General features: G+C 62.4%; 15 protein-coding genes and 2 pseudogenes. 11 read left to right on the top strand and 6 right to left on the bottom strand.

Going from position 1 to position 24,029, the window contains the following annotated elements; translation table 11 throughout:
- Positions 1-652 precede the first annotated feature (652 nt).
- From ACI3K3_RS01235 to ACI3K3_RS01220, 4 genes and pseudogenes are all read left to right on the top strand, one after another.
- The gene (locus ACI3K3_RS01235; RefSeq protein WP_404911550.1) at positions 653-1,270 is read left to right on the top strand and encodes an OB-fold-containig protein; all 618 of its coding nucleotides are present in this window, start codon (positions 653-655) and stop codon (positions 1,268-1,270) included.
- A gap of 37 nt (positions 1,271-1,307) precedes the next feature.
- On the top strand, positions 1,308-3,026 hold the full coding sequence (locus ACI3K3_RS01230) for a flotillin family protein (RefSeq protein ID WP_404911549.1): 1,719 nt from the start codon (positions 1,308-1,310) through the stop codon (positions 3,024-3,026).
- Positions 3,027-3,409: 383 nt separating this feature from the next.
- A pseudogene (locus ACI3K3_RS01225) lies at positions 3,410-4,030 on the top strand (transposase); the annotation flags it as partial.
- A gap of 271 nt (positions 4,031-4,301) precedes the next feature.
- A complete protein-coding gene (locus ACI3K3_RS01220) occupies positions 4,302-5,999 on the top strand; it encodes an alpha-L-fucosidase (RefSeq protein WP_404911548.1) in 1,698 nt (565 codons plus the stop codon).
- A 225-nt stretch (positions 6,000-6,224) separates the two neighbouring features.
- On the opposite strand, the pseudogene ACI3K3_RS01215 reads toward ACI3K3_RS01220, so the two are convergent.
- The 3 genes and pseudogenes from ACI3K3_RS01215 to ACI3K3_RS01205 all read right to left on the bottom strand — a co-directional run.
- A pseudogene (locus tag ACI3K3_RS01215) lies at positions 6,225-7,381 on the bottom strand (IS1182 family transposase); the annotation flags it as partial.
- Between the two features lie 82 nt (positions 7,382-7,463).
- On the bottom strand, positions 7,464-7,913 hold the full coding sequence (locus tag ACI3K3_RS01210) for a cupin domain-containing protein (RefSeq protein ID WP_404911547.1): 450 nt from the start codon (positions 7,911-7,913) through the stop codon (positions 7,464-7,466).
- Positions 7,914-7,954: 41 nt separating this feature from the next.
- Entirely contained in the window at positions 7,955-9,196 is a 1,242-nt protein-coding gene (locus ACI3K3_RS01205; protein ID WP_404911546.1) for an MFS transporter, read from the bottom strand.
- A gap of 75 nt (positions 9,197-9,271) precedes the next feature.
- On the opposite strand from ACI3K3_RS01205, the gene ACI3K3_RS01200 reads away from it, so the two are divergent.
- Positions 9,272-10,168 (top strand): LysR family transcriptional regulator, encoded by an 897-nt coding sequence (locus tag ACI3K3_RS01200; protein ID WP_404911545.1) that lies wholly within the window; start codon positions 9,272-9,274, stop codon positions 10,166-10,168.
- 194 nt (positions 10,169-10,362) lie between these two features.
- Here ACI3K3_RS01200 and ACI3K3_RS01195 read toward each other — a convergent pair whose 3' ends face one another.
- Both ACI3K3_RS01195 and ACI3K3_RS01190 read right to left on the bottom strand, forming a co-directional pair.
- Entirely contained in the window at positions 10,363-10,767 is a 405-nt protein-coding gene (locus ACI3K3_RS01195) for a thiol-disulfide oxidoreductase DCC family protein (RefSeq protein WP_404911544.1), read from the bottom strand.
- The gene (locus tag ACI3K3_RS01190; protein ID WP_404911543.1) at positions 10,764-11,996 is read right to left on the bottom strand and encodes an FAD-dependent oxidoreductase; all 1,233 of its coding nucleotides are present in this window, start codon (positions 11,994-11,996) and stop codon (positions 10,764-10,766) included. Before ACI3K3_RS01190 ends, ACI3K3_RS01195 begins: the two co-directional genes overlap by 4 nt.
- A gap of 263 nt (positions 11,997-12,259) precedes the next feature.
- Here ACI3K3_RS01190 and ACI3K3_RS01185 point away from each other — a divergent pair, with 263 nt between their 5' ends.
- Complete coding sequence (locus tag ACI3K3_RS01185; RefSeq protein WP_404911542.1) at positions 12,260-12,490, top strand: hypothetical protein; 231 nt, start codon at positions 12,260-12,262, stop codon at positions 12,488-12,490.
- A gap of 90 nt (positions 12,491-12,580) precedes the next feature.
- Here the strand turns inward: ACI3K3_RS01185 and ACI3K3_RS01180 are convergent, their stop codons facing one another.
- The gene (locus ACI3K3_RS01180; RefSeq protein WP_404911541.1) at positions 12,581-13,651 is read right to left on the bottom strand and encodes a LacI family DNA-binding transcriptional regulator; all 1,071 of its coding nucleotides are present in this window, start codon (positions 13,649-13,651) and stop codon (positions 12,581-12,583) included.
- Between the two features lie 227 nt (positions 13,652-13,878).
- Here ACI3K3_RS01180 and ACI3K3_RS01175 point away from each other — a divergent pair, with 227 nt between their 5' ends.
- The 5 genes from ACI3K3_RS01175 to ACI3K3_RS01155 all read left to right on the top strand — a co-directional run bounded on the left by ACI3K3_RS01175 (position 13,879) and on the right by ACI3K3_RS01155 (position 23,938).
- The gene (locus ACI3K3_RS01175) at positions 13,879-16,680 is read left to right on the top strand and encodes a TonB-dependent receptor (protein WP_404911540.1); all 2,802 of its coding nucleotides are present in this window, start codon (positions 13,879-13,881) and stop codon (positions 16,678-16,680) included.
- Positions 16,681-16,727: 47 nt separating this feature from the next.
- Entirely contained in the window at positions 16,728-18,416 is a 1,689-nt protein-coding gene (locus ACI3K3_RS01170; RefSeq protein WP_404911539.1) for a sulfatase-like hydrolase/transferase, read from the top strand.
- A gap of 594 nt (positions 18,417-19,010) precedes the next feature.
- Entirely contained in the window at positions 19,011-19,550 is a 540-nt protein-coding gene (locus ACI3K3_RS01165) for a sigma-70 family RNA polymerase sigma factor (RefSeq protein ID WP_404911538.1), read from the top strand.
- Between the two features lie 100 nt (positions 19,551-19,650).
- Positions 19,651-20,655: a FecR family protein gene (locus tag ACI3K3_RS01160; RefSeq protein ID WP_404911537.1), complete on the top strand. Its 1,005-nt coding sequence runs from the start codon at positions 19,651-19,653 to the stop codon at positions 20,653-20,655.
- A 160-nt stretch (positions 20,656-20,815) separates the two neighbouring features.
- Positions 20,816-23,938, top strand: a complete 3,123-nt coding sequence (locus tag ACI3K3_RS01155; protein WP_404911536.1) for a TonB-dependent receptor domain-containing protein — start codon at positions 20,816-20,818, stop codon at positions 23,936-23,938.
- Positions 23,939-24,029: the final 91 nt, after the last annotated feature.

Below are 24,029 nucleotides of genomic sequence, written 5' to 3'. Positions count from 1 at the left end.
GGAGCCACTGAGAAGGTTCCTAGACAAGCATTTGCCGGGAAGCCGGCCCATCGGGCATTCTCCTCAGACTTGGTGAGGGGAATGCCCTAGGGGACTTTCGCCTGAAGTCGTTGGACGAGCAGAGTCGCGGAAAAATGCCGAGCGTATTCGCGGCTTCCGCCGGCAGTGTTCTTGAGGGGAGGCATCGGGAGGAGAAATGAAACCAGTCCTTTTCGCGGCAGGTCAGGGCAAAGTGAACTTTCGCGCGTTTCGATATCGTGCATCGGGGTAGGCGGTCACCTCAGCACCGAACGAAAAGGGACAAGCCTCGCGGCAGACGGATGCACCTCGCGTTTCTCAACCGTTTGCATCCACTGGCGCGATCGACCAGGTTCGCTCGAACCTGACGTTTGTTGATGTACTAGCGCATGTCTGGGTTTGGTCGCGACTTGCCTTACCGGACTGTCCCCATTCAGGGACCTCGAAATTAAGGCTGAACGGCAAAGATGGGTCGGAATTGAAACTCCAGCATCCGCACCGGAACGGTGAAAACGGGTTGGAGGTGGCGGATGTGAACGCGCCCCCGGCACTGGAATGCGCCATCAAAGTATGCCAGATGAACGCTACTCCGGTTCCACCTGACAAGCCGACTTTGTCGTGATATTCATGGCTGATGTTCGCGCAACTTCTGACACCTCCTTACATTCCTTTCACATTTTCGTTTTTGATCATGATTGGGATTGGCGTGATCGAGGTCGTCGGACTGGGGTTGGGCCATCTCGACCTCGATGCGGACGCCTCTGCCGATGCCGGAGACAGTGTTCTTGGCTGGCTCGGGTTGGGTGGCGAGCTTCCTATCCTGATTTGGCTCACATCTCTGTTGGGCTGCTTCACGGTGAGCGGCATTGCGGTGCAACAATCCATGACGGCGCTTTTTGGTGCGCCGCTTCACCCGGGCCTTGCAGCCGGGGCGGCTTTGCTCATCGGGACGGTTCTGAACACTTTTGCCGCAAACGGACTGGCCCGTGTCATGCCGGGGTTCGAGTCGACGGTCGTTTCCACCAACGATCTGTTGCGGCGGCGAGGCACGGTCCTCGAAGGCACCGCGCGGCGCGGGTCACCTGCCCGGGCCAAAGTGCTCGATCACCACGGGCAGGCCCATTTCGTTATGCTTGAACCGCACGAGGACGAAGACAGTATCGCTGCCGGTGAGACGGTTCTTCTCGTACGTCGCGAGGGGACACTCTTCTTTGCGCTGCCCGAACGGGCCGCATTCCTGAATCCGATCTAATACATATTCTGCACGTACTATCCGGGGGAATTTCATCGTGCCCGCTTCGCTTCTGAATATCCTGATCTACGCCGGCATCGTCCTTATCGCGCTGGTCGTAATCGGGATCATCCTGACCCGCCTCTATCGACGAGCCACCAAGGACGTCGCGCTCATCCGCACCGGCTTTGGCGGCGAAAAGGTCGTCCTGAACGGCGGTATCATGGTCATCCCGGTGCTGCATGAATTGATGCAGGTGCGCCTGACGACGGTGAAGCTGGAGGTGTCGCGCCTCAACAAGGACGCGCTGATCACGCTGGACAAATTGCGAGTCGACGTGGTCGGCCTGTTCCACATCAAGGTGAAGCCCGATGCACAATCAATCGCCGCTGCCGCGCAGACGCTGGGCGATTCGGTCAACAGCGCCGATGCGGTGAAATCCCTGCTCGACGGCAAGCTGGTCTCGGCACTCCGCTCGGTCGCCGCGACCATGACGATGGAGCACCTGCACGCCAACCGCGCCGACTTCATCCAGAAGGTGCAGGAAGCGCTGATGACCGATCTCGATATGAACGGGTTCCAACTCGAGTCGGTCAGCATCACCCATTTCGATCAGACGGCGTTTGAACACTTCAACGAGAACAACGCCTTCGACGCAGAAGGCCTGACCGTGCTCACGCGCACGATCGAGGAACGAAAGAAGATCCGCAACGACATCGTCGCCACCAACCGCGTCGAGATCGAACAGCGCAACTTGGAGGCGAACAACCAGTCGCTCGAGATCGCGCAGGCTGCAGAGCAGGCACGCCTGACCCAAGAGCAGACGCTGGCCGCCCGCCGTGCCGAACAGGCTACCGCGATCGCGACGGCCGAGGCCGAACAGACGCGCTTGGCCGAGATCGCGCGGATTACTGCGGAACAGGCGCAGACCGTGGCGCAGACGGAGGCGGACAAGGTCATCAAGACGGCGACGATCGCCCGCGACGGGGCCGTTCAGACAGCGACCATCGAGCGTGACCGCACGATCGAGATCGCCCGCATCACTACCGCCGTGCAGACGGCCCAGAAGTCCGAGGAAGAATCGACCGCGACCGCCGCTGCAAACGAAGCTCGCGCGCTTGCCGTAAGGGCTGAAGAGAGCGTCGCCACGGCCAAGGCCACCGAAATCGCCAACCGCAACAAGAACGTTGCGGTCATCGCCGCCACTCAGCGCGCGCAGGAGGAAGCCGTCGGCATCACCGTGGCGGCTTCGGCCGAGAAGGAAGCTGCCGAAGCGCGGGCAAGCGCTTTGCGTACAGAGGCCACGGCCGAGGCGGACGCAGAGAAGGCACGTGCACAAGGGCGCCAGGCAGCCTTCGAAGTCGATGCAGCGGGTCAGGCAGCGATCAACGAAGCCACCAACTTGCTCAACGATGCGCAGACCGCGCTGCTTCTGCGCAAGGCCATGCTGGCCGCCCTGCCCTCGATCATCGCAGCGGCGAGCAAGCCCATGGAAAATATCGACCGGATCAGCATCCTTGATGCGCGCGGGCTTCATGGCAACGGTGCTGCGGAAGGCACAAGTGGCGGCGGGCGTGAGAACCTCGCGGATGCCGCCGTCGCAGCGGCGCTCCGCTACCGGGTGGGCGGACCGCTCATTGATGGTCTGATGGCCGAACTCGGGATGAGCGGCGAGTCCCTGAATGGCATGCTGGCTGGCGGAGGTGCTGTTCCCGTGTCGGCGGCGGACGAGCGATCCTCCAGCTCCGAAACATCGACTACTTCAGAGCACCCCTAGGTAAAGGACGACAGAACGCTGGCAGGCGATGGCCAACGGCAGGTTTCGACACAAGCGATAGCTCACAGCTCGAAATGGGACTGCGTGGATCGTTCGCAACGCTCGACAACATGCTGGTCCGCATCTGAGGACCGGCATGTAGCCCCCTGAGCGACTGAAAAGGGTCGGGTTTCATCGGGGACGACCGCCAGGTCGTGGGACGAAGCCGTCTCTCTCATCGTCTGCGTTGAACGGCATCATGACCAAATCGGACATTTGCTGCGTCCGGTGCAACCTCCACCCACGCCCGAGGCCGGGCCGACTGCGGAAGCGCGGCTTCTGGGGAAGCGCCAGCGCCCCGGTGCCGCAGCACACGTCGAGCGCGACATCCTCTTCGTGAGCGCCGGGCGCAACTCGCGCCGATGAACCGGCTAGCTCAGGCAGCCATCGCCGAACCTGAAATCACCGTCCTGGCGGATCGCGGTTATATGAACGGGACGCTCGTACTGGAATGCGAAGGCACCGGTATTTTACCCTGCGTGCCCAGAACCGACACCTCCGGCAAAGCCCAGCGCGGCTTATTCACCAAGGCTGACTTCGTGTACGATGCCGATCACGACCATTATACCTGTCCGGCAGGGGAGCATCTGACCAAGGCACGTGCGCGGTCCAATCATCATGGGGACATTCACCACTACCGCAATCTGAGCGCCTGCCAGAGCTGCGTTCTGCGACCGCGCTGTACCACTGAATACTTGAAGCGCGTCAAGCGATGGAAGCATGAGGCGGTCATCGATGCCATGCAAAAGCGGCTCGACCTGTTACCTAATGCCATGGGCATCCGTCGCCGGACCGTAGAGCATTTCTTCGGCACTCTCAAATCCTGGATGGGCAGTACGCATTTTCTAACCAAGACACTCAAAAACGTCAGAACCGAGATGAGTTTGTGCGTGCCGACCTACAATATGAAGCGGATGATCCAGATCATGGGCGTTCAGCCCCTCATCGCAGCGATCCGGAACTGAAGGGTTCGCGCGGAGGCCGCGCATCAGGCGCCGCCGCCCCCCAAAGATCCATCACCCGCGCAATTCACCTCGGAAGCGTTTCTACACAACCTCGGTCGCGACCGGCCGGAATACCGGACGAACCGCACCTGAGCATGGGATTTTGGCCTTGGAACGGCGACAAAGGGTCGTACCCGGCTTGATGCGCGGGAGTATCTCGTCATCAAGCATAATTGCACAGACGAAATAGACCTTTACTTATAAAAACCATTGCCCTCTATTCAGCGAAGAGATGGAGGGGATCGAGATGCATCAAACACGGCGTTGGATTCTGGGCGCCGGGCTTGCCGCCGCGGCAACGCCGTCACTGGCCGGCATCGTTCGCCCCGATCAACAGTTTCCCGCATTACGGCTGCCCAAGGTGCCTCCTCCTGCCAGCTTTGCCGGCGACTGGGCGTCTCTGACGACTGGCTACAGTGCGCCCGATTGGTTCCGCGACGCGAAATTTGGAATCTGGGCGCATTGGGGGGCTGCATCTGTTCCTGCCGCTGGCGATGACTGGTATGCCAGAAACATCTACCTGCAAGGACATCCCTCCTACGACCATCATCTGAGGAATTACGGGCACCCTGCAGACACCGGGTTCATGGAGATTCAGAACAGATGGCGGGCGGAGCGCTGGGACCCAGCGGAGTTGCTCGACCTCTATAAGCGGGCTGGCGCGCGCTACTTCATGGCGATCGCCAATCACCACGATAATTTCGATTGTTATGCGTCATCCTTCCAGCCCTGGAATTCGACGCGCGTGGGCCCGCGCAAGGATATCATCGGCATATGGGAAAAGCTCTCACGAGAGCGCGGACTTCGCTTTGCAGTGTCGAACCATTCCGGACATGCGTGGCACTGGAACCAAGCCGCTTATGGCTACGACGCCGAAGGAAGCCGACGCGGGCAGCGTTATGATGCAGCGAAGCTGACCAAGGCAGCCGGGCGAGGTACCTGGTGGGAGGGACTTGACCCGCAACTGCTCTATACCGGACCGAGCATGGCGATGCCCGATGGCATCGGTTCGGTCGCAGAGGCGAATGCCTGGCACGCCGGCACCGACGGATTGTGGAATGAGGGCGTGCCATCCGATCCCAAATTCGTGCGGCGCTGGGCGCAACGTTGCCGGGAACTGATCGACAAATATCGGCCCGACATGTTGTATTTTGACAATCACGACCTCCCACTGCAGCAAGCCGGGCTCGACATGGCTGCCTATTTCTACAACAGGAGCATGGAGTGGAACGGCGGCCGACTGGAAGCTGTGGTCACGGCCAAGGAAACACCGCCACAGCGACGGATGGGCCTGGTCGATGTCGTCGAGCGCGGCCAGAAAAGCTATATCGATCAATATCCCTGGCAAACCGAAACATGCCTGGGCAACTGGTTTTATGGCGAGCAATATCTTCGCGAAAACCGGTACAAGACGTCCGCCAAGGTTATTCATACGCTTTGTGATGTGGTCTCCAAGAACGGCAATCTGATGCTGAGCGTGCCAATCCGCGGCGATGGCACCATCGATGAAAAAGAACGGCAGATTGTTGAAGAGATCGCGACATGGATGGGGCGCTATGGGGAAGCGATCTACGGCACCCGGCCCTGGCGTGTGCATGGGGAGGGAACATCGCCCCGCGACGCAGGCGCCTTCTCCGAGGGCGGTCCGGCATCGACCTACACCTCGCAGGACATCCGCTATGTTACGCGCGACGGCGCACTTCACGCGCTCGTTCTGGGCTGGCCTGCAGATGGAGTGGTCCACATGACACTGCTGAGCAGCGCCAACCCCGTCAGTAGAGGTGAGGTGCGCCGCGTTACCTTGCCGGGAAGTGATCAGCCATTGCCCTTTACGCGATCTGCTGGCGCACTCGACGTCCATGTCCCAGCCGCAGCGAGAAACCCGATCGGGCTAGCCTTGATCATCAATGGCGCTGGACTGATAAGCTGACGCTTAACATGTCTAGTGGTAGCCTTGGAGCATATCGGTGCTGCGCGCGAGCATGTTTGGACGAGACGAAAAAGCTGAAGCCGACCTTCCGCACTGGGCAGCTTAAACGCGCCGCCAAATGGCTTTGATGGGTCGAGGCTGTGTAGAAACGCTTCGGAAGTGATCTGCGCGAGAGATGGATTTTGGGAGCAGCGTTGCCGATTGCTTAGCTTCCGCGCGAACCCTTCAGTTCCGGATCGCTGCGATGAGGGGCTGGACGCCCATGATCTGGATCATCCGCTTCATATTGTAGGTCGGTTTTTGAGTGTCTTGGTTAGAAAATGCGTACTACCCATCCAGGATTTGAGCGTGCCGAAGAAATGCTCTACGGTCCGGCGACGGATGTCCATGGCATTGGGTAACAGGTCGAGCCGCTTTTGCATGGCATCGATGACCGCCTCATGCTTCCATCGCTTCACGTATTCAGTGGTACGGCGCGGTCGCAGAACGCAGCTCTGGCAGGCGCTCAGATTGCGGTAGTGGTGAATGTCCCCATGATGATTGGACCGCGCAAGTGCCTTGGTCAGATGCTCCCCTGCCGGACAGGTATAATGGTCGTGATCGGCATCGTACACGAAGTCAGCCTTGGTGAATAAGCCGCGCTGGGCTTTGCCGGAGGTGTCGGTTCTGGGCACGCAGGGTAAAATGCCGGTGCCTTCGCATTCCAGTACGAGCGCCCCGTTCATATAGCCGCGATCTGGCAGGACGGTGATTTCAGGTTCGGCGATGGCTGCCTGAGCTAGCCGGCTCATCGGCGCGAGTTGCGCCCGGTCGTTGCCCTCGTTCACCACTTCATGCGCGACAATGAGGTGGTGTTCAGCATCCACCGCCGCCTGCAAATTGTAGCCAACAATGCCAATTCCCCGACCGCTGCTGTTCATGGACTTGGCATCCGGATCGGTCAGCGATACCTGATGATCGGACGCCGCTTCGACTTGCGCGGCCATCTCCTTCAGGAACCGCATGTGGCCGCACAAGCCCGCGATCTTGTCCTGGATCTGTTCAACTCGTGCCTGCGGGACGTCGCTGGTCTCACGATCGGCACGGTCGAGTGCAGCAAGGTAGCGCCCGATGCTGGCCTCGACCTGTTCGATCCGCTTGGCCGCTTTATGTTCTGTGTAGTTGCGATCCCGGTTATTCACCGCTTTGAACTTGCCGCCGTCAATCGCGACGGTTGCCTGCACAAAAAGGCTCAACTGCCGGCACAGCATCACAAATTGGCTGCAGACTGCCCGGATCGCGGCACCATTATCCCGTCGAAAGTTGGCGATCGTCTTGAAGTCTGGCGCCAGTCGGCCGGTCAGCCACATCAGCTCGATGTTGCGCTGCGCCTCACGTTCAACGGCCCATCCAATAGCCTCCCGAATTACAGAGAAACTCTACCACAGGATGACGCTTTTACACAGCCTCGGTCGAAACCCGACGTTACCGCCGCAAACCTGAGACACCCGGAATAGGCCTGTTCATTTTGTCGGCTGGTCCCGCCCGATACTGTTCGTCGGTCACCTTCTCCAACCACGTCACAGGGGAACCGTCGACGCTCTCTTGGATCGCGATATGCGTCATCGCTTCGTGTGGCGTTGCTCCGTGCCAGTGCTTGTGCTCGGCCGGGCACCACAGCACGTCGCCCGCGTAGAACTCTACCACCGGCCCGCCTTCCACTTGCGTCCAGCCTACACCTTCCGTCACGATCAGCGTCTGACCGGCCGGGTGGCTGTGCCATGCCGTACGGGCACCCGGTTCGAAGTGAACGACGGCGCCACAGACCCGCGAAGGTTCGGGCCGCTGGAACTGACCGGTAATCGTAACTTTGCCGGTGAAGTAATCTGCCGATCCTTCGACCGTTTGCATATCGGCCTGACGGGTGACTTGCATGTCTGATCTCCTTTCAAAGGCTGCGATCGAGCGCACTTTTGCTACGCATGCGATGCCTCCATCGAGGGCTCCGGGTTGTCCGCAGCGGGCGTCCTTTTAGCTGCCGCCCTTGCGCCCAAGAGCGCGACCGAGGCGGAGAGGCAGAAGAGTATCCCGCTCGTCGTAAAAGTCGGTTCGTAGCCGCCGGCATCGAAGATCAGGCCGCCGCCGGCCGCTCCCGCGGTGATCGCCATCTGCACGACAGCCACCATCACCCCCCCACCGGCTTCGGCATCGTCGGGAACCGTGCGCGCAAGCCAGGTCCACCACGCCACGGGTGCTGCGGTGCCGACAAGCCCCCAGAGCGCGAGCAACAGCCCGGCACATGCCACCGAAGCGCCGAAGGCGGTCAGAGCCACGGCAATTGCCGCCATTGCCAGCGGCAACCCCACCAGCAATGCATGCAGGCGGGCGTTCACCACGCGGCCGATCAGGTAGGTTCCCAGCAGCCCGGCAAGGCCAAGCACTAGCAGCAGGATGGAAAGCTCACTTCCGCCGACGCGGGTAACGCCTTCCAGGAACGGGCGAAGGTAGGTGAAGACGCCGAATTGCGCCATGAAGAACAGCGCCACCGCCGCAATGCCGTAAGGCACGTTCGGCCGGCGCAGCACTGCGAACGGCGCGCCCAGCCTGGGCCGCCCCTGGCTTGCCATGCTCGGCAGGCTGACAAGCAGCCAGACGAAAGTCAGGGCGGCAAGCGGTACTACGCAGAAGAACGCCCCACGCCAGCCGATGTATTGCCCCAGGAAGCTGCCAAGCGGCGCCGCTACGGTCGTTGCCAGGGCGTTGCCACCGTTGAACACCGCCAGCGCGCGCGGCACGTCGGCATCGGGCACCAGACGCATGGCGACGGCAGCCGACAGCGACCAGAAACCACCGATTACGATCCCGACCAGCGCACGGCCCAGCATAAGCACCGTGAAGTTCGGCGCGATTGCAACGACAATTCCGGACACCAGCATCAGCACCGTCAGCCAGAGCAACAATACTCTCCGGTCCAGCCGATAGGTCGCGGAGGATACGAGCAAGCTGGCGATCACCGCGAACACGCCCGAAACCGCTATGGCTTGTCCTGCCTGCCCTTCCGTAAGCGAAAGGTCGCGCGCGATCGGGGTCAGCAGACTGACCGGCATGAACTCCGAGGCGACCAGCGTAGATACGCAAAGTGTCAGAGCGTAGACGGCACCCCAATTGGCGCGTGAAGGCGGCGCAAGGCCAGTGGGCTTGGCAACGGAAATCGTCATGCCCACCACCTATGCGCAGCCTCTTTCATGCATTAGACTGAAAGATGGACATATGGCACTGAGTGAAATTCAACGATGCAACGTGAAACGATGGCCGATCTGGTGGCGTTCCTCGCCGTTGCCCGCGAACGCAGCTTCACGCGCGGCGCTGCGGGCCTGGGGGTTACCCCCTCTGCATTAAGCCACACGATCCGCAAGCTGGAGGAACGGTTGGGCCTGCGTCTGTTCATTCGCACCAGCCGCAGCGTTTCTACCACGGAAGCAGGGGAACGGCTGCTCCAACGGGTCGGCCCGCAACTGGACCAGATCCAGATCGAGGTAGATGGCCTCAGCGAATTACGGGACAAGCCCGCAGGCACGGTGCGCATAACCACCGGCGACCACGTTTCGGAACACTACCTATTGCCAGCGATCTCGCGCCTGCTGGCATTGCATCCCGACCTCAAGGTCGAGATCAACGTGGATATCGGGTTCGTCGATATTGCCGCACAGGGCTTCGATGCCGGCGTGCGGCTGGGCGAGACACTGGCGCAGGACATGATCGCGGTCCGCATCAGCCCGGACATGGAGATGGCCGCTGTCGCCTCACCCGCCTACTTCGCCTCGCGACCACCTCCTGCCGATCCCCACGGTCTTGCCGGTCACAATTGCATCAACATCCGCTTCCCGACGCATGGCGGGATCTACGTCTGGGAGTTTGAGCAGGAAGGACGGCCGCTCAACGTCCGCGTCGACGGCCAGCTAATCGTCAACGACATCGCGCTTGCCCATCAGGGCGCGATCGAGGGCAGCGGCATTGCCTATCTGCCGCTCGATTACGTCCAGTCATCCATCGATTCCGGCAAGCTTGTTCGCGTCCTCCTGAACTGGTGTCCGCCGTTTCCGGGTTATCACCTCTACTATCCCAGCAGGCGCCAGCAATCGCCGGCACTTGCTGCGGTCATTGAAGCGTTGCGCTATCGGGAGCGGTGAGCCTGGTAGCACGACAAGGTCGGAAACCGGCGCGATGGACCGGCAGAAGCACGGAATGCGAACGGCCGATCTCGATCGGAGCGGTCATTTGCATTCCGATGGTCGAACGACCGAACTTCGGTCTCCAGTTGACGACCTCGATTGCCCAATCGATGAAAGCTGGCACCTGCATCCGCCAAGGAGCAGGACGTGGGTCACAGGATGCGAGCCGCCTGCTCAGCCGTTGGTAGCCAGCAGGTAGACCTCTTTCCGAACAAGCGGTAGCGATGCCGCGCCACCCAGCGATAGATCGGATCACGCAACTTGCGCGGTACGATCCGCAGCACCGCCAGAGCGTTCCAAGGACGATCGAGGCCCGCCCATATGGCCATCACCGCATCGCTGTCCCGCAAGACACCGTCGCCCTCGACGACGATCAGTGTTTCCGGATTCGCCGGGTCGATCCCGAACTTGCGATAGAGCGTGGCTCCGACCTCACCCTGCATCGACGCCAGCCGGAATCGTCCGGCCGCGTCGTGCCGCAGCACGAAGGCGGCATTGGCCGAGCAGAGCACGCACATCGCGTCGAAAACGATGATCGGCCCCGAAGTGGCGGTCATGCCGCCTCCACGGTGGGCCGAGCCATCTGACGGTCGCCCTCCAGTCCCAACGGCCGCAGCGGATTGCCGACGAGTCCGCTCACCATCGACGCCTGTATGGCGGTGGCCGGCCATAGCTTCGACAGCGGGCCGACGAGCCGGTCGCGGATCAGCGGCAGCAGGCGGCTGTCGGACTGATAGACGGGGGTGAACAGCGCAGTGAGCCATTGATAGGTCAGAACGTGGCGGCGGCGTAGCCGGATGCCCTGCCGAACACCTTCGTCGACGCTGCCCGCATGGTCCAGACCGCGGGCGAGCGCCCAGGCATCGAGCAGCGCCATGTTGGCGCCTTGACCCAGTTGCGGACTGGCGGAATGCCATGCATCGCCGATATGGACCAGCGCCTGCTCTGCCGGCGAGGACAGGGTGCGATGCGCGTATCGCGCGAAGGTCAACTGGCTCGGATCGGTGATCTGGTCGAGCAGCGCCGCGCAATCGGGCCAGAGTGCGGCGACGCGCGCCTTCCAGGCGGGCAGTCCGGCCTCGCGCCATTCGTCCAGCCGATCCGCCCGGAGCGACCAGAAGAAAGCCGCCTTGGGCGCAGTGGCATCGGGCGGTGTCCCGATGGGCAGAACCCCGGCCATGATGCTCGCCCGGTCGTAGCGCTGCGCAAGGGCGTGGGGATCGAAGCCGGCATCCTCGGGCCAGTCGAGGCTGGCCCATAGCGCTCCATAAGCCAGCTCCCGGCCCGTCGGCGGAGCCAGCGGTGTCCGCGTACCGAGGGCGTCCACGACGAGATCGTAGCGATCGCTTTTCTGTCCATCGGCAAAGCGCAACGCGCGTTTCGTTCCCAGCGGCGTACTGCCCGCCAACGTGCGCCCGGAATGGATGGGAATGCCCAACCGCAGCACGGCCTCGTGCAGGACCGCGAACAAGCTGGCCCGGTGTATCCCGATGCCGAAGGTGTCGGGTCGACGCAGCGCGGCGTAATGCACGTCGAGCACGACCCGCTTGCCCGCCATCCCGAACAACCGATCGACGCGCGCACCGCGCGCCAGGACGGCATCCAGCAAGCCGAGCCTCGCGAGCACCGCCATCCCCGTGGGCTGGATCATCAGTCCGGAACCGATCGGCTGGGGCTTCTCGAACCGCTCGAACAGGGTAACGTGATGCCCAGCCTCGTGAAGCAGCAGCGCCGCCGCCAGCCCGCACGGCCCACAGCCGGCAATCGCAATGTTCAGCCCCCGCATCCCTGCTGCCTAGCCCAGGATGCAGATCGGTCCAATAGGGCGCGTGTAAATGGGCGTGCAGAAGCTGGCGATGATCGGCGCACAGCGGCAGAGGCCACGAACCGCCCGAGCGAGACGATTTGAGCGCTCCGAAAGCGACCGTCAACCGCACCGACGTTTGCCGCTCCGCGGCTAGGCCGTAAACTCGAAACCTGTCGTCGATCCATCCAGCTAGCGCAAGAGGCCCGGCTTGCTTGGCCGCCAACAATGGCTAAGCGATAGGCATGAACGCATCCGACCTCGAACAGCTGCTTGTCGCCCGCCTCGTCCGGGAGAGAGGCGGCACTTCGCAGACATGGCGGCGCGCCCTTGGCAAGGTCATTGTGCGCGACACCAAGACCCATGCCCATTGCAATTGGGATTTCAGGCTTAGTGGCACCGATGCACAGCGTGCCGCGATCGAGCGACTGCTCGACGATGTGCGGCTGGAATATTCGATAGTGGAGGCCGGTTAAATGCGCGATGGGACGCCGCCTCCGACAGAGCGGACATAGAAACCTTCGTTTCGCAACATGACGACAAGCCGCGCACATTCGACGGCAGCGTCAGCTATCGCTAGGATCACACCGAAAAGCCTGCGTGCATGCAGATCCTGTGCTTTGCCTGAGGACAAGCGAAACGGGACATCGGATCGTGTTGACCTCTTCCTGCGGTGTCGCCGCCAGCAGGGCTACGGCCTTTGCTGCGATCTCCGCAATGGGCTGCCGAACCGTCGTCAAGGGCGGTGAACAGAGCCTTGCCACATCGCTGTCGTCGAAGCCGGCGACCGAGAGCTGTTTCGGAACCTCGATGCCGAGCGAGTGCGCCTCCGCGACGACGCCTGCGGCCAGTTCGTCATTGTAGGTGAAGATAGCGGTAGGCGGATACTCAGCTTTCAGCAGGTGGCTGCCCCCCCGCCGGCCAAGCTCTATCAGCGAGGTATCTCCGTCCTTGCGAGTCTTCACCAGCTGTTCGATGGGGAGGATCGTTATCGCGTCGGCGCTTGCGCCCTTTGCCAGCAAAGCACGCACGAACGCCTCGCGCCGAATTCGGCCCGAGGCGACGGTGTCGCTTCCGGCTATCAGGCCGAACCGGCGATGGCCGTTTTCCCAGAAATGATCGGCCACGGCCGCCGCACCCTGCGCATGATCGGCGTTGATGGAAAGGGAACGATCAAGCTGCCGCGCCGGCGATATCCGCACATAACGCACCCCGTCCCGGTCCAACTGGTCGAGCAAATCGATATCGTCCCCGACGACCGGCGGCAGGATCATGCCGTCGCAGCGCAGCTGCCTGATCCCTTCCATGTAAATGCCCAGCGGACTGTCCCGGCCGCCGTCGAATTCCTCCAGCGCCAGGTTGTAACCGAGTTCCCGGCAAGCCCGCATGGCCGAACGCACCAGCTCACTGAAGAAGTGAGAGCCGGTAGGCGGCACGAATATACCGATGAGGCGCGATCGCGATGTCACAAGCGATCGCGCCGCCAGGTTCGGCCGGTACCCCGATCGCGCGATAGCTTCAGTCACCCGCTGCCGGGTCTTCGGGCTTACGCGCGTATCGTGGTTGACGACCCTCGACACGGTCTTGGCCGAAACCCCCACCATGGCCGCGATATCGTCCAGCGTTACTGCGCGCATCGTCCGGCGGGCTCCTTGGGACGGCATATTGCAGCCGGTTGCGACACCAATAGAAAATCTATGCCGACCATGGCAATCGTCCTCTTTCCTGATCGGAAAGCCCTCGCTACACAAATGTCAGCGCTGACATTCGAAGATGTCGCGCAGCGAAAAAGCATAGGCCCACCGGATCGCCGGAGGTCAGCTGACTCGATCCGAGTGAAGTTGACAGCCGACAGGGGGCATCCATGAATTCGACGCTGACTTCAGCGTTCGCGCTTTTTGCGACCACGCTTTTCGCCGCTCCGGCCTTCGGCCAGGCCGCGCCGGGCAACGAAGCGCACGATTCCGATCACGACATCATCGTCACCGGCGTGCGCGCCAGCCTGCGCTCTGCCGCCGATCGGAAGCGCAATGCGCCGCAGATCATCGACGCCATCACTTCGGAAGATATCGGCAAGTTCCCGACGGAGAACGTCGCCGATGCAAGCCAGCGCATTACCGGCGTTCAGATCACCCGAACACGCGGTTCCGGCACCGGCGTAAGCATCCGCGGCCTTCCTACCGACTTCACGCGCGTCCAGTTGAACGGCAGCACGCTGTCCTCGGCCATCGTGGACCTGCGCGGCGGCGGGGCCGGCGGCAACATCGGCCGCAGCTTCGACTTCCGCCTTCTGCCGACCGAGTTCGTCAGCGCCGTGGAAGTGACCAAGTCGCAGACGGCGGAAATGCAGGAAGGCGGCCTGGCCGGCACCATCAACGTCAAGACCGTGCGTCCGCTGGAACTCGGCAAGACCACGGCGGTGGGCTCGCTCTTCGGGGTCTGGAACTCGAACTCCGGCAAGGCGACGCCGCAGGCCTCCGGACTGTTCTCCACCACGCTGGCAGACGGACGTCTGGGAGTGCTGGTCGCCGGGGGCTACAGCCGCGATCGAACCGAAACCCATAGCGTCGCCAATGTCGGATGGGCGGTCACGCCCGAGGCGACGCTCAGACAGGACCTGAACGGCGACGGCGATCTGGCGGACCGGTTCAACCTGCCCAGCCAGATCAGAACGGAGATCGCCCGCGAGGATCGCAAGCGCACCGTCTTCACCAGCGTCCTGGAGTATCAGGCCAGCGACAGCCTGAAGCTCTATGCCGAAGGTTTCTACAGCAAGTTCGACGTGACCGTCGAAAGCCTGGAAAACCTGCATATCTTTACCGGAGCGACGGGCGGCGTCTACGATCCTTCCTCCACCCGGTTCACCACGATCGAGGGCATCGATCCCGCTCAGCTGGCCTACGGCATACCTTATGCGACCAACCTGGGCCTTACCAATACCGATGTTCGGGCGAACGATCGCATAAACGATTCGGTCGCCAAGACGTACTACGGAAAGCTCGGCGCGGACTTCAGGAACGACACATGGTCGGGCGGCGCGAGCTTTGCCTATTCCAAGTCGGATCAGGTCGGCGACAACCTGAACCTGGCGCAGATCCAGCGCTTCCAGGTCGCGGAAAGTTGCCAGCCCGGCCAGGACATCTGCGGCATCTCGCTCTCTCCGGAATCGCAGGCGCGCTACCTCGATCCGGCGCAGGGCGTCGTCGCCAGCCTCAACGGCGCGTTCGGACGCAAGACCTATGACCGGGTCAACGAACTCAAGGGCGACTTGCGCCGCGAATTCGGCGGCGGCTGGCTCCGCCGGATTTCCATCGGCGGCGTAGCCTCGTGGCGAAAGACGTTCGCCGACGCGACGACCTTGGTGGTCCCGGCATCGGCTCTGGCGTCGCTCGCCGGATTGAGCCGCAGCACGGTTCAGGCGACCGGCTGGGGACTTGGCCCCTATACGCAATTGGCCGGGGCGAGCCGCGGGGCATTCCTCGGGGCCTATGACGGCAGCGAAGCGTTCCCCACCAGTTGGCGTGCCTCCGATACCCGCGCGCTGCTGGCGGCAGTATCGCGCGACCAGCTTGCCGCCGTGCCGGGTGCCATTCAGGAGAATCTCAGTAGCGTCGTCGACGTGCGCGAGCGAATTTTCGCCGGTTACGCGCAGATGGACTTCGCTTCCGACGATGAGCGGATCACCGGCAACATCGGGCTGCGCGTGGTCAATACGCGTGAAACCGCAGCCGGCGTGTCGCCGGACCTGAACGGCCTGGTCGTCCAGCGCGAAACCGGCGGAACGGTCACGGTGCCACCCGCCGGCGCCGTTGCCGCAAGCAATTCCTACACCAAGTTCCTGCCCTCGGCGAACCTGCGCTTCGAAATCACGCCCGAGATCATCCTGCGCGCGGGTTTCTCACGGACATTGAGCCGCCCCACCCTGACCCAGCTTTCGCCTTCCACCACCGTCAGCGGAGGCGGCGGCAACTATACCATCACCGCCGGCAACCCGCAGCTTCAACCGTTCACTTCGACGAACTACGATCTGACCGCCGAGTGGTATCCCAATCGCGATACGTCCGTGACGCTGGCGCTGTTCGCCAAGGACCTGGCCACCCTCGTCCGGTCGGAAACCGATTCCGTGACGCTGCCGGTCACGTTCTACACCGCATCGACGAATACCTACGAACTGCGCGATCAGGTCTTCCAGCGCACCCGGCCGGTGAATGCGAAAGGCGTGACGCTGAAGGGCTTCGAGCTTGGTTACCAGCAGGTCTTCAGCTTCCTGCCGGGACCATTGGCGAACACCGGCCTGCAAGCCAACTATACCTACATCTCGAACTCCGACCCGGACGTGCTCACTGCGGCCTCGAAGAACAACTTCAACCTCAGCGGCTTCTATGAGGACAGCCGGATCGCCCTGCGCGCTTCCTATACCTGGCGGGACAAGTTCGTATCGTCCGGCCTGCCCGGCGGTTTCGGCGGCCTGGGCGTGACCACGCAGGCGCGCGGCAATCTCGACCTCAACGTGACCGTTAACGTCACCAGCCAGGTCTCGGTGATCTTCCAGGGCACCAATGTGCTGGACGATGTCGACAAGAGCCGCACCACTCTGGGAGACCTGCCGGTCGACTACTACGACGTGGGCCACCAGTACATGCTCGGCGCGCGGTTCCGCTTCTGATCGCCCATTCGAACGCCGCCCACACGCCTCTCCCGAAAGGATCATCCATGCGCTCCACCTTCATGCGTATCGCCGCCATAGCCGCCGTCCTCGCCAGCAGTTCCGCATTGGCAGGCGAAATCGCGATCCGGATCGAGGGGCCTGACGGCAAGCCCGTACCGGGGGCCCGTGTCGCGGCGCCCGAGGTGCTGCGGAACGCAACGAGCGGATCGGACGGAGCGGCGGTTCTTACCGACGTGCCGAGCGGGGACATGGCGGTGACGGTCAGTGCCCAAGGGTTCCGCCCGGCCCTTCAGACGGTAGCGATGGGGCAGACGGTTACGGTCAGGCTGGAACGCAGCGACGCCTTGCAGCGCGCGGCGCAGGCGCATGGCGAACCGGCGGTGGAGCACCTTGCCCAGAAGCAGGCCTATCTGAAGAGCATCAAGCCGGTCGCAGGCAAGAAACCGAACATCGTCCTTGTCCTGTTCGACGATCTCGGCTTCGGCGATCTCTCGTCATACGGCAACCGGCTTATCAAGACGCCGAACATCGACGCCCTGGCCCAGCGCGGCGTGAAGCTCGAACAGTTCTATTCCGCCTCCCCGGTCTGCACACCATCCCGCGCGGCCTTGCTCTCCGGCCGCTATCCCGAGCGGGCGCACGCGGCCAATCATGTATTCTTCCCCAGCGGTCATCCCATGGCAACGATCCGGCGCAGCCTGGGCTGGGCCAATGCCCTGCCGCAAGACGAGATCCTGCTGCCCGAGGTGCTGCTGCGGGCGGGGTACGCCACCGGAGCTTTCGGCAAGTGGCACCTCGGCGATCAGCCGGGCCATCGGCCGACGGACTTCGGCTTCCAGGACTATTTCGGCATCCTCTATAGCAACGACATGAAGCCGGAGACGCTCTGGCGCGGCAATGTCGTGGACACGCCTGCCGAAAAGACCGATCAGGGAACGCTCACCGAGCGCATCACCGACGAGGCGGTCGCCTTCGTGCGCAAGAACGCGAAGAAGCCTTTCTTCGCCTACGTCCCCTACACCGCGCCGCATCTTCCGCACCATCCCAATCCCAAGCACCAGGGCATTTCGGAAGGCGGGACTTATGGAGACGTGATCGAGGATCTCGATGCCAATGTCGGCCGCCTGATGCAGACCCTCAGAGACTTGAAACTGGAAGACAACACCATCGTCATCGTCATGAGCGACAACGGCGGCGACTGGGGCGGCAGCGCCGGCAATCTCCGCGGCCGCAAGGGAGAGACTTTCGAGGGCGGTCAGCGCATACCGGCCTTCGTGATCTGGCCGGGGGTAACGAAACCCGGTTCGGTGAGCCAGGAAATGGGGATGAACTTCGACGTCCTCCCCACGATTCTCTGCGCCCTGAATATCCCCCTGCCCGCAGACCGCACGATAGACGGCACCGACTTGAAGCCGCTCCTTGCCGGCGGCGAAACCCTGCACGATTATCTGTACTACACAACCACCTGGTCAGGCCGCTTCGCCGGCGTGCGCGACCGTCACTTCAAGTACCGCGATATCGTGCCGAACGATTCACCTGTGGGTGCGGGCGGCGAACCTTACAATGCCAAGCCTTCGCTCTATTCGCTCGACCTCGACAACGAGGCACACGACGTGAGCGCAAAGCATCCCGAAGAAGCGAAACACCTGATCGAAGTGCTCGATACGTTCCGAAAAGAAAACGCAATCAATCCACGCGGGTGGATTGCTCCACCCGGAAGCGCCCTCAAATGATCAGGCAGTAGTGGAACGATGCCCCGTGTGCTATTCTGAAGTCGTGGGAGTTTTGGCCTATGAGCTTGGTTATCACTGCTGTGATCTTCAGTTTAGCGCTTTGCGGTCTTGCCTGGAGGGCAAACCCACGGTTCCGGGGTGAAGATCGTCTGCCAATGCAGTGGTGGTTGAACGGCGAGGTCACGTGGACTGCGCCGCGCCCGATTGCCCTCGCTCTTATCCCCGCCTTGGCGTTCTTTGTGTTTGCAAGTCTGATCGTCCTGTCCCGCAACGTAGCGCCTCGGCCTGGGCAGGAAGGCATGGTGCTTCCCACCCTGATCGGGCTTGGTGCCACGTTCGTTTTCATCCAGGTTCTTCACTTCTGGTTGATCGAAAGGTCTCTTCGTCGGAACGGTAGCTAACCGGCGTCGAGCCATAAGCGGCCACGTCGCGCCGGTGGTCCGTGAACATTCGCTGCCGGCTTTCGGCCTCCTGGGACGACTATTGCGATGCCCTAGCGATATAACCCTCTCTTTTTTGGCCTATTAGCTGCCCAAGCCGTGCCCACACTCTTTTGCGATTGGTTCGCAACAACTGTTCTGCTAGCTGCGGGGCATGGAACAGCTTCCTGGCACCATCACGGCTGAACAGAAGCCAGATCACGTGAGCGTGTTCACCAAGAACCGCTCCGCACTCATCCGCTACGCGTCCGCTATTACCGGAGACGTCGGACTGGCTGAAGACATGGTGCAGGACGCCTGGGCGCGGTTCGTCTCCGCTGCCGCCGTGCAGACGATCCAGGAACCCACCGGCCTCCTGTTCCGGATCGTGCGCAATCTTGCGCTGGACGCCAAACGTCGGCGCACTTTCGAGAGCCGCCTGTTCGCGCAGGACGAAACCGACGCGGCGCAGCGGATCCCCAGCGACGCGCCCTCGGCGCAGACCAGCGCGGAAGCGGCAGAAGAACTGGCCCGTATCATGGCCGCCGTCTCGCGCCTGCCCGAACGGACACGCCAGGCCTTCCTTCTTCATCGGGTCGAAGGGCTGACGCTGGTCGAGGCCGGAACGCGGCTCGGGCTATCGAAAAGCCTCGTCCACGAACTGGTCGTTTCCGCGCTGGAACACTGCCGCGAAGCCCGGCGACAGGGAGGATGACCAAGGTGATCACATTTTTCCGGAAAAATAGCGGCATCATTCGTCGTCCAGATAAAGAGCGAGAAAATTTCGGGCATTCGACGGAAAAGACGCAGGCTCCATGATCAACGAAGACGGGAACATGAACTCCCTCGACCGAGAGGCCCTGGACTGGCTGATACGCCTCGACGATCAGCCGGGCGACGATGCGGTGCACGCGGCGTTCGATACCTGGCTGGAACGCAGCCCCCTGCATCGGGCCAGTTGGGAAGCGGCGCTGGATCTGGCCGGAGCGGTCGAAGCGGCGTTTCCCTCTGCCATCGTTCAGGACAACGCACCTTCCCGCGATGGTCTCGAAGCGATCAATGTCGTTCCCCTGCCCCGCAGGAACACCCGACGCCTTTCACCCACCCGACGCTGGGGTCTGGTCGGCGGCCTTGGCTTGGCCGCCTGCCTGTGCCTTGCATTCGCACCCGAGATGATGCTGAGGCTTCGCGCCGAGGAAATGACCGGCACGGGCGAAGTCAGATCCGTCGCACTGGGCGACGGTACCCGCGTGACCCTTGCTCCGGACAGCGCCTTGTCCTTCGATATCGGCAACAGGGCGCGATCCGCGCGCCTGCTCCGGGGCCGGGCCTATTTCGACGTCGCACATGATAAGGCGCGGCCGTTCCGGGTCATGGCCTCGGACACCGTAGTTACCGTGCTGGGCACGGCTTTCGAAGTGGATGGCCTCTCCGGCGATGCCACGGTTGCCGTGCGCCGGGGCATCGTCGCCGTCGATTACGCCGGGCAAGGCGGACATACCGTGCTTCATAAAGGCGAACGGGCCTCGCTCGCCGCCAATGGCCATGCCGAACGCAGCGCCGTGCGGGCCGATCGCGTCGCGGGGTGGGTCGAAGGCAGGCTGTTCGTGAAGGACCGCCCGATCGGCGAAGTGATCGATGCCCTGCATCCCTGGTACAAGGGCTATATCATCACCCGCGGAGCAGGACTGGCGTCCCGGCGCGTCACCGGGATCTACGATCTCCGCGACCCGGACGCTGCCCTCTCGGCGCTGGGCAAGGCGCATCCGATCCGGATGCGGCGTATCACGCCGTGGCTGAAGATCATCACGGTGGATTGAGGATAGGCTGCGGGATCAGACTTTTTCTCACGTTAAAACATATACTTCATATAACTTTGTAATTTTTTTCCGGAAATCCCAAGCACCCACCCGTCAACGATATGCGAATGCTAATCATTAGCATTTTATGAATATCGACATCGGCAGAGGGAGCGATAGTGTGATTTCGGGGGGAAAATGGGGACGTTCCGGACAAGTCCGGAGAATATCGGTATTTCTGCTGGCGACCGCCTCGGTCGGCGTGCTGGCGAGCCCGGCCATTGCAGCGACAGGGGCCGATGCCGCTCGCTCGGTCCACAGTTTCGACATACCGGCACAGGCTCTTGACGAGGCGCTGATGGATTTCGGCAGCCAGTCCGGCCTTCAGGTCAGCATCAACGCCGCCGACCTGCATGGCCAGCGCAGCGCGGGCCTGCGCGGAAGACTGTCCGCGCAGGATGCCCTGGCCCGGCTGCTGTCCGGGAGCGGCTTCTTGTTCCGGGTAGAGGGCAATGTCGTCACTCTGGCCCGCGCGCAACCGGTCGTCAGTGACGCGGCACCGGAAGCCGGTGTCGTCAGCCTGGGCACTCTGCGGGTCGAGGGCCAGAGCATCGAGGCCACGACCGAAACCGGTGCGCAGCGCGACGCGCGGCGCAAGGACGCCGTCTACGATCAGGACATCTCCTCGGTCTATGCCGGCAAGGACGAGGTCGAACGCTACAAAGGCGTCAACACCGCGGACGTGCTGAAGGGCATGGTCAACGTCTACAGCGGCGACGCCCGCAACGGGGGCGCGATCGATCCCAGCATTCGCGGCATCCAGGGGCCGGGCCGCGTACCGGTGGTGATCGACGGTACCGAGCAGGCGCTGACCGTCTGGCGCGGCTACAACGGCGCCAGCAACCGCAGCTATATCGACCCCAGCCTGATCTCGGGCATCCAAGTGCTCAAGGGGCCGGTCTCCACGCGCGGCATCCACGGATCCACCGGCGGCGCGGTGGTGATCAACACTCTCGATGCCGACGACATCCTGAAACCGGGAGTGACCCTCGGCTTCGAACTCAGGCTGGAAGGCGGCAACAACTCCACCAACCCGCGCCTGCCCACGCTGCTCACCGGGCAGAACTATAACGACGTGCCGGGCTTCCTGTGCGGAACCGGCGGCTCACCCACTTTCCCCTACTGCGATTCCTCGCTGCGGGTGAACCTGCGCGACTCGGACGACAACGAGAGCTTCTCCTTCGGCGACCGCGCGATTCGGCTGGCGGTGGCGGGTCGCGTCGGCGATCTCGACCTGATGGGCGCCTACGCCTTCCGCGAAAGGGGCAACTACTTCTCGGGCAAGACAGGCGCAGGGTATTATCGGCAGGAAGGCCTGCCGCAGAATGCCGACACGTATGTGCGCATCCTGGGTCTCAACTACGAGCCCGGCAATGAAGTGCCGAACACCTCCAGCAAACTGGAATCGGTGCTGCTCAAGGCCACCTGGCACATCGCCGACGACCAGGCCCTTCAATTCGGCTTTCGCGACAGCCGCAGCAAGTTCGGCGAGATCATGCCCTCGCGCATCATGACCACGGATGGGCGCTATTTCGGCAACATCCAGTGGCCGCTGAGCAAGGTCCATGCGCAGGCCTACAATGCCGAGTACAAGTTCCAGCCGGGCAGCCGCTGGCTGGATTTCCGCCTGACCGGCTGGGTAACCGATACCGTCAGCGACACCTACAGCTCCGGCGGCTTCCCCAACTCGGCCTCGCTGGCGGATCCCATCATCATCAACAGCGCGATCATGAACGCGCGCAACGACCGCTTCGGCTTCTCCGCCAGCAACCAGTTCGCGCTGTCAGACGCGCTCAACTTCCTGATCGACGGCAACTGGAGCCACGAAAAGCTGCGTTCGGATGACGAATATACCGATGCCGCCGCCAACGGCTGGCGCCAATTGCCGCGCGCCGGACGGCGTGAGGAATACCGCATCGCCTTCAGCGGCGAATGGAAGCCGACGCGCTTCCTCAAGCTGAACGCGGGCATCGCCTACTCCGGCTATTGGGCGAAGGACGACTTCCTCCCAAAGTATCTCGCGCTGCAAGGCGGTTCGGTGAACACCTACATGGTGGGAGAATGGAAGACATCGTACCGGACCAACGAATTCGGCGTTGCGGCCTATGAAGCATCACTGCGCGAACAGTACGCCTCCAGCGGCGCGAACCCCGCAGCGATCGAACGTGTCATTGCCCGTAATGTGGCCCAATACGCCGCCAACCCGAAGCCCTTTACATGGACCCATACCGGCCCGCTATGGGAGGCAGGCGCGAACGGCCGGTACAGGCGTGCCGACAACATCTGCCTGAACGGTTCGCTCGACAGCCTGACCAATCTCGTGGCCGGTTCATGCGTCGTCAGCCCCAGTCTCGTAGCCGTTCCCATCACCGAAGCGACGCGCAAGTCCGCGCAAGGGTGGACGCCCAACGTATCGGCCACGATGACCTTCAGCGAAAGCAGCCGCGCCTACTTGCGTTATGCGCAGGCGCTGCGCTTCCCCAGCATGTTCGAAAGCACGATCGGCTTCGGCGCTTCGATCAACCCGCTGGCGAAGCTCAAGCCGGAGCGCGTGCACTCATGGGAAGCCGCATTCATTCAGGACCTGCGCCCGCTGCTGGGGCTGGGCGGCGAGGACCAGCACGCCGACCTCAAGCTCACCTGGTATCACAACACCACGCGCAACGTGATCGAGCGCAGCACCAACATGATGTTCTCCAACCTCGACCGTCAGGTGATCGCCGGGTTCGAACTTCAGGCCCGCTTCGACAACGGCCGCTTCTTCACCGACATCAGCGCCGGTCACATGACCACCAACAAGGCCTGCGATGAATCCATCGCCACCCAGCTCGACCCGTCGCGCGGGCGGGTGCCGGACTGCGTGAAATACGGCTTCATCGCCGGCTTTCTGCTGACACAGGCCACTCCGGAGGACTCGTTCAACTGGACCATGGGCGGGCGCTTCCTCGATCGCCGCCTGGAACTGGGCGGACGGCTCACCTGGTACAGCGCCTATGACAATCCGCAGCTTTCGGAATTCACGCAGGAGAACGACTGCGTGGGCGGGTGTGCGCTCAATATCCCCTACACCTGGGGCGAGATCGTCACGCTCGATGCCTATGCCAGGTTTCGGATAAACGAGCGCTTCAGCGCCGAGGTGACCGGCCTCAACCTCAACAACCGCTATTATCTCGATCCCCTGTCGCGCTCCATGCTGCCCGCTCCGGGCAGAACGGTACGGCTCAGCCTGACAGGAAGGTTCTGAGACGAATTTCAGGGCCGCCCTCGTGTCCAGCAATCCCTGACAAGACCCGGACAGCGAAGGCGACCCTGGATGAACGCGCCTGAAGATCAGG

The sequence above is a fragment of the Novosphingobium sp. ZW T3_23 genome, assembly GCF_044987305.1.
Classification (GTDB): Bacteria; Pseudomonadota; Alphaproteobacteria; order Sphingomonadales; family Sphingomonadaceae; genus Novosphingobium.
The sequence above is the reverse complement of the archived record's forward strand: the minus strand, read 5'-3'. Positions and strand labels throughout refer to the sequence as shown.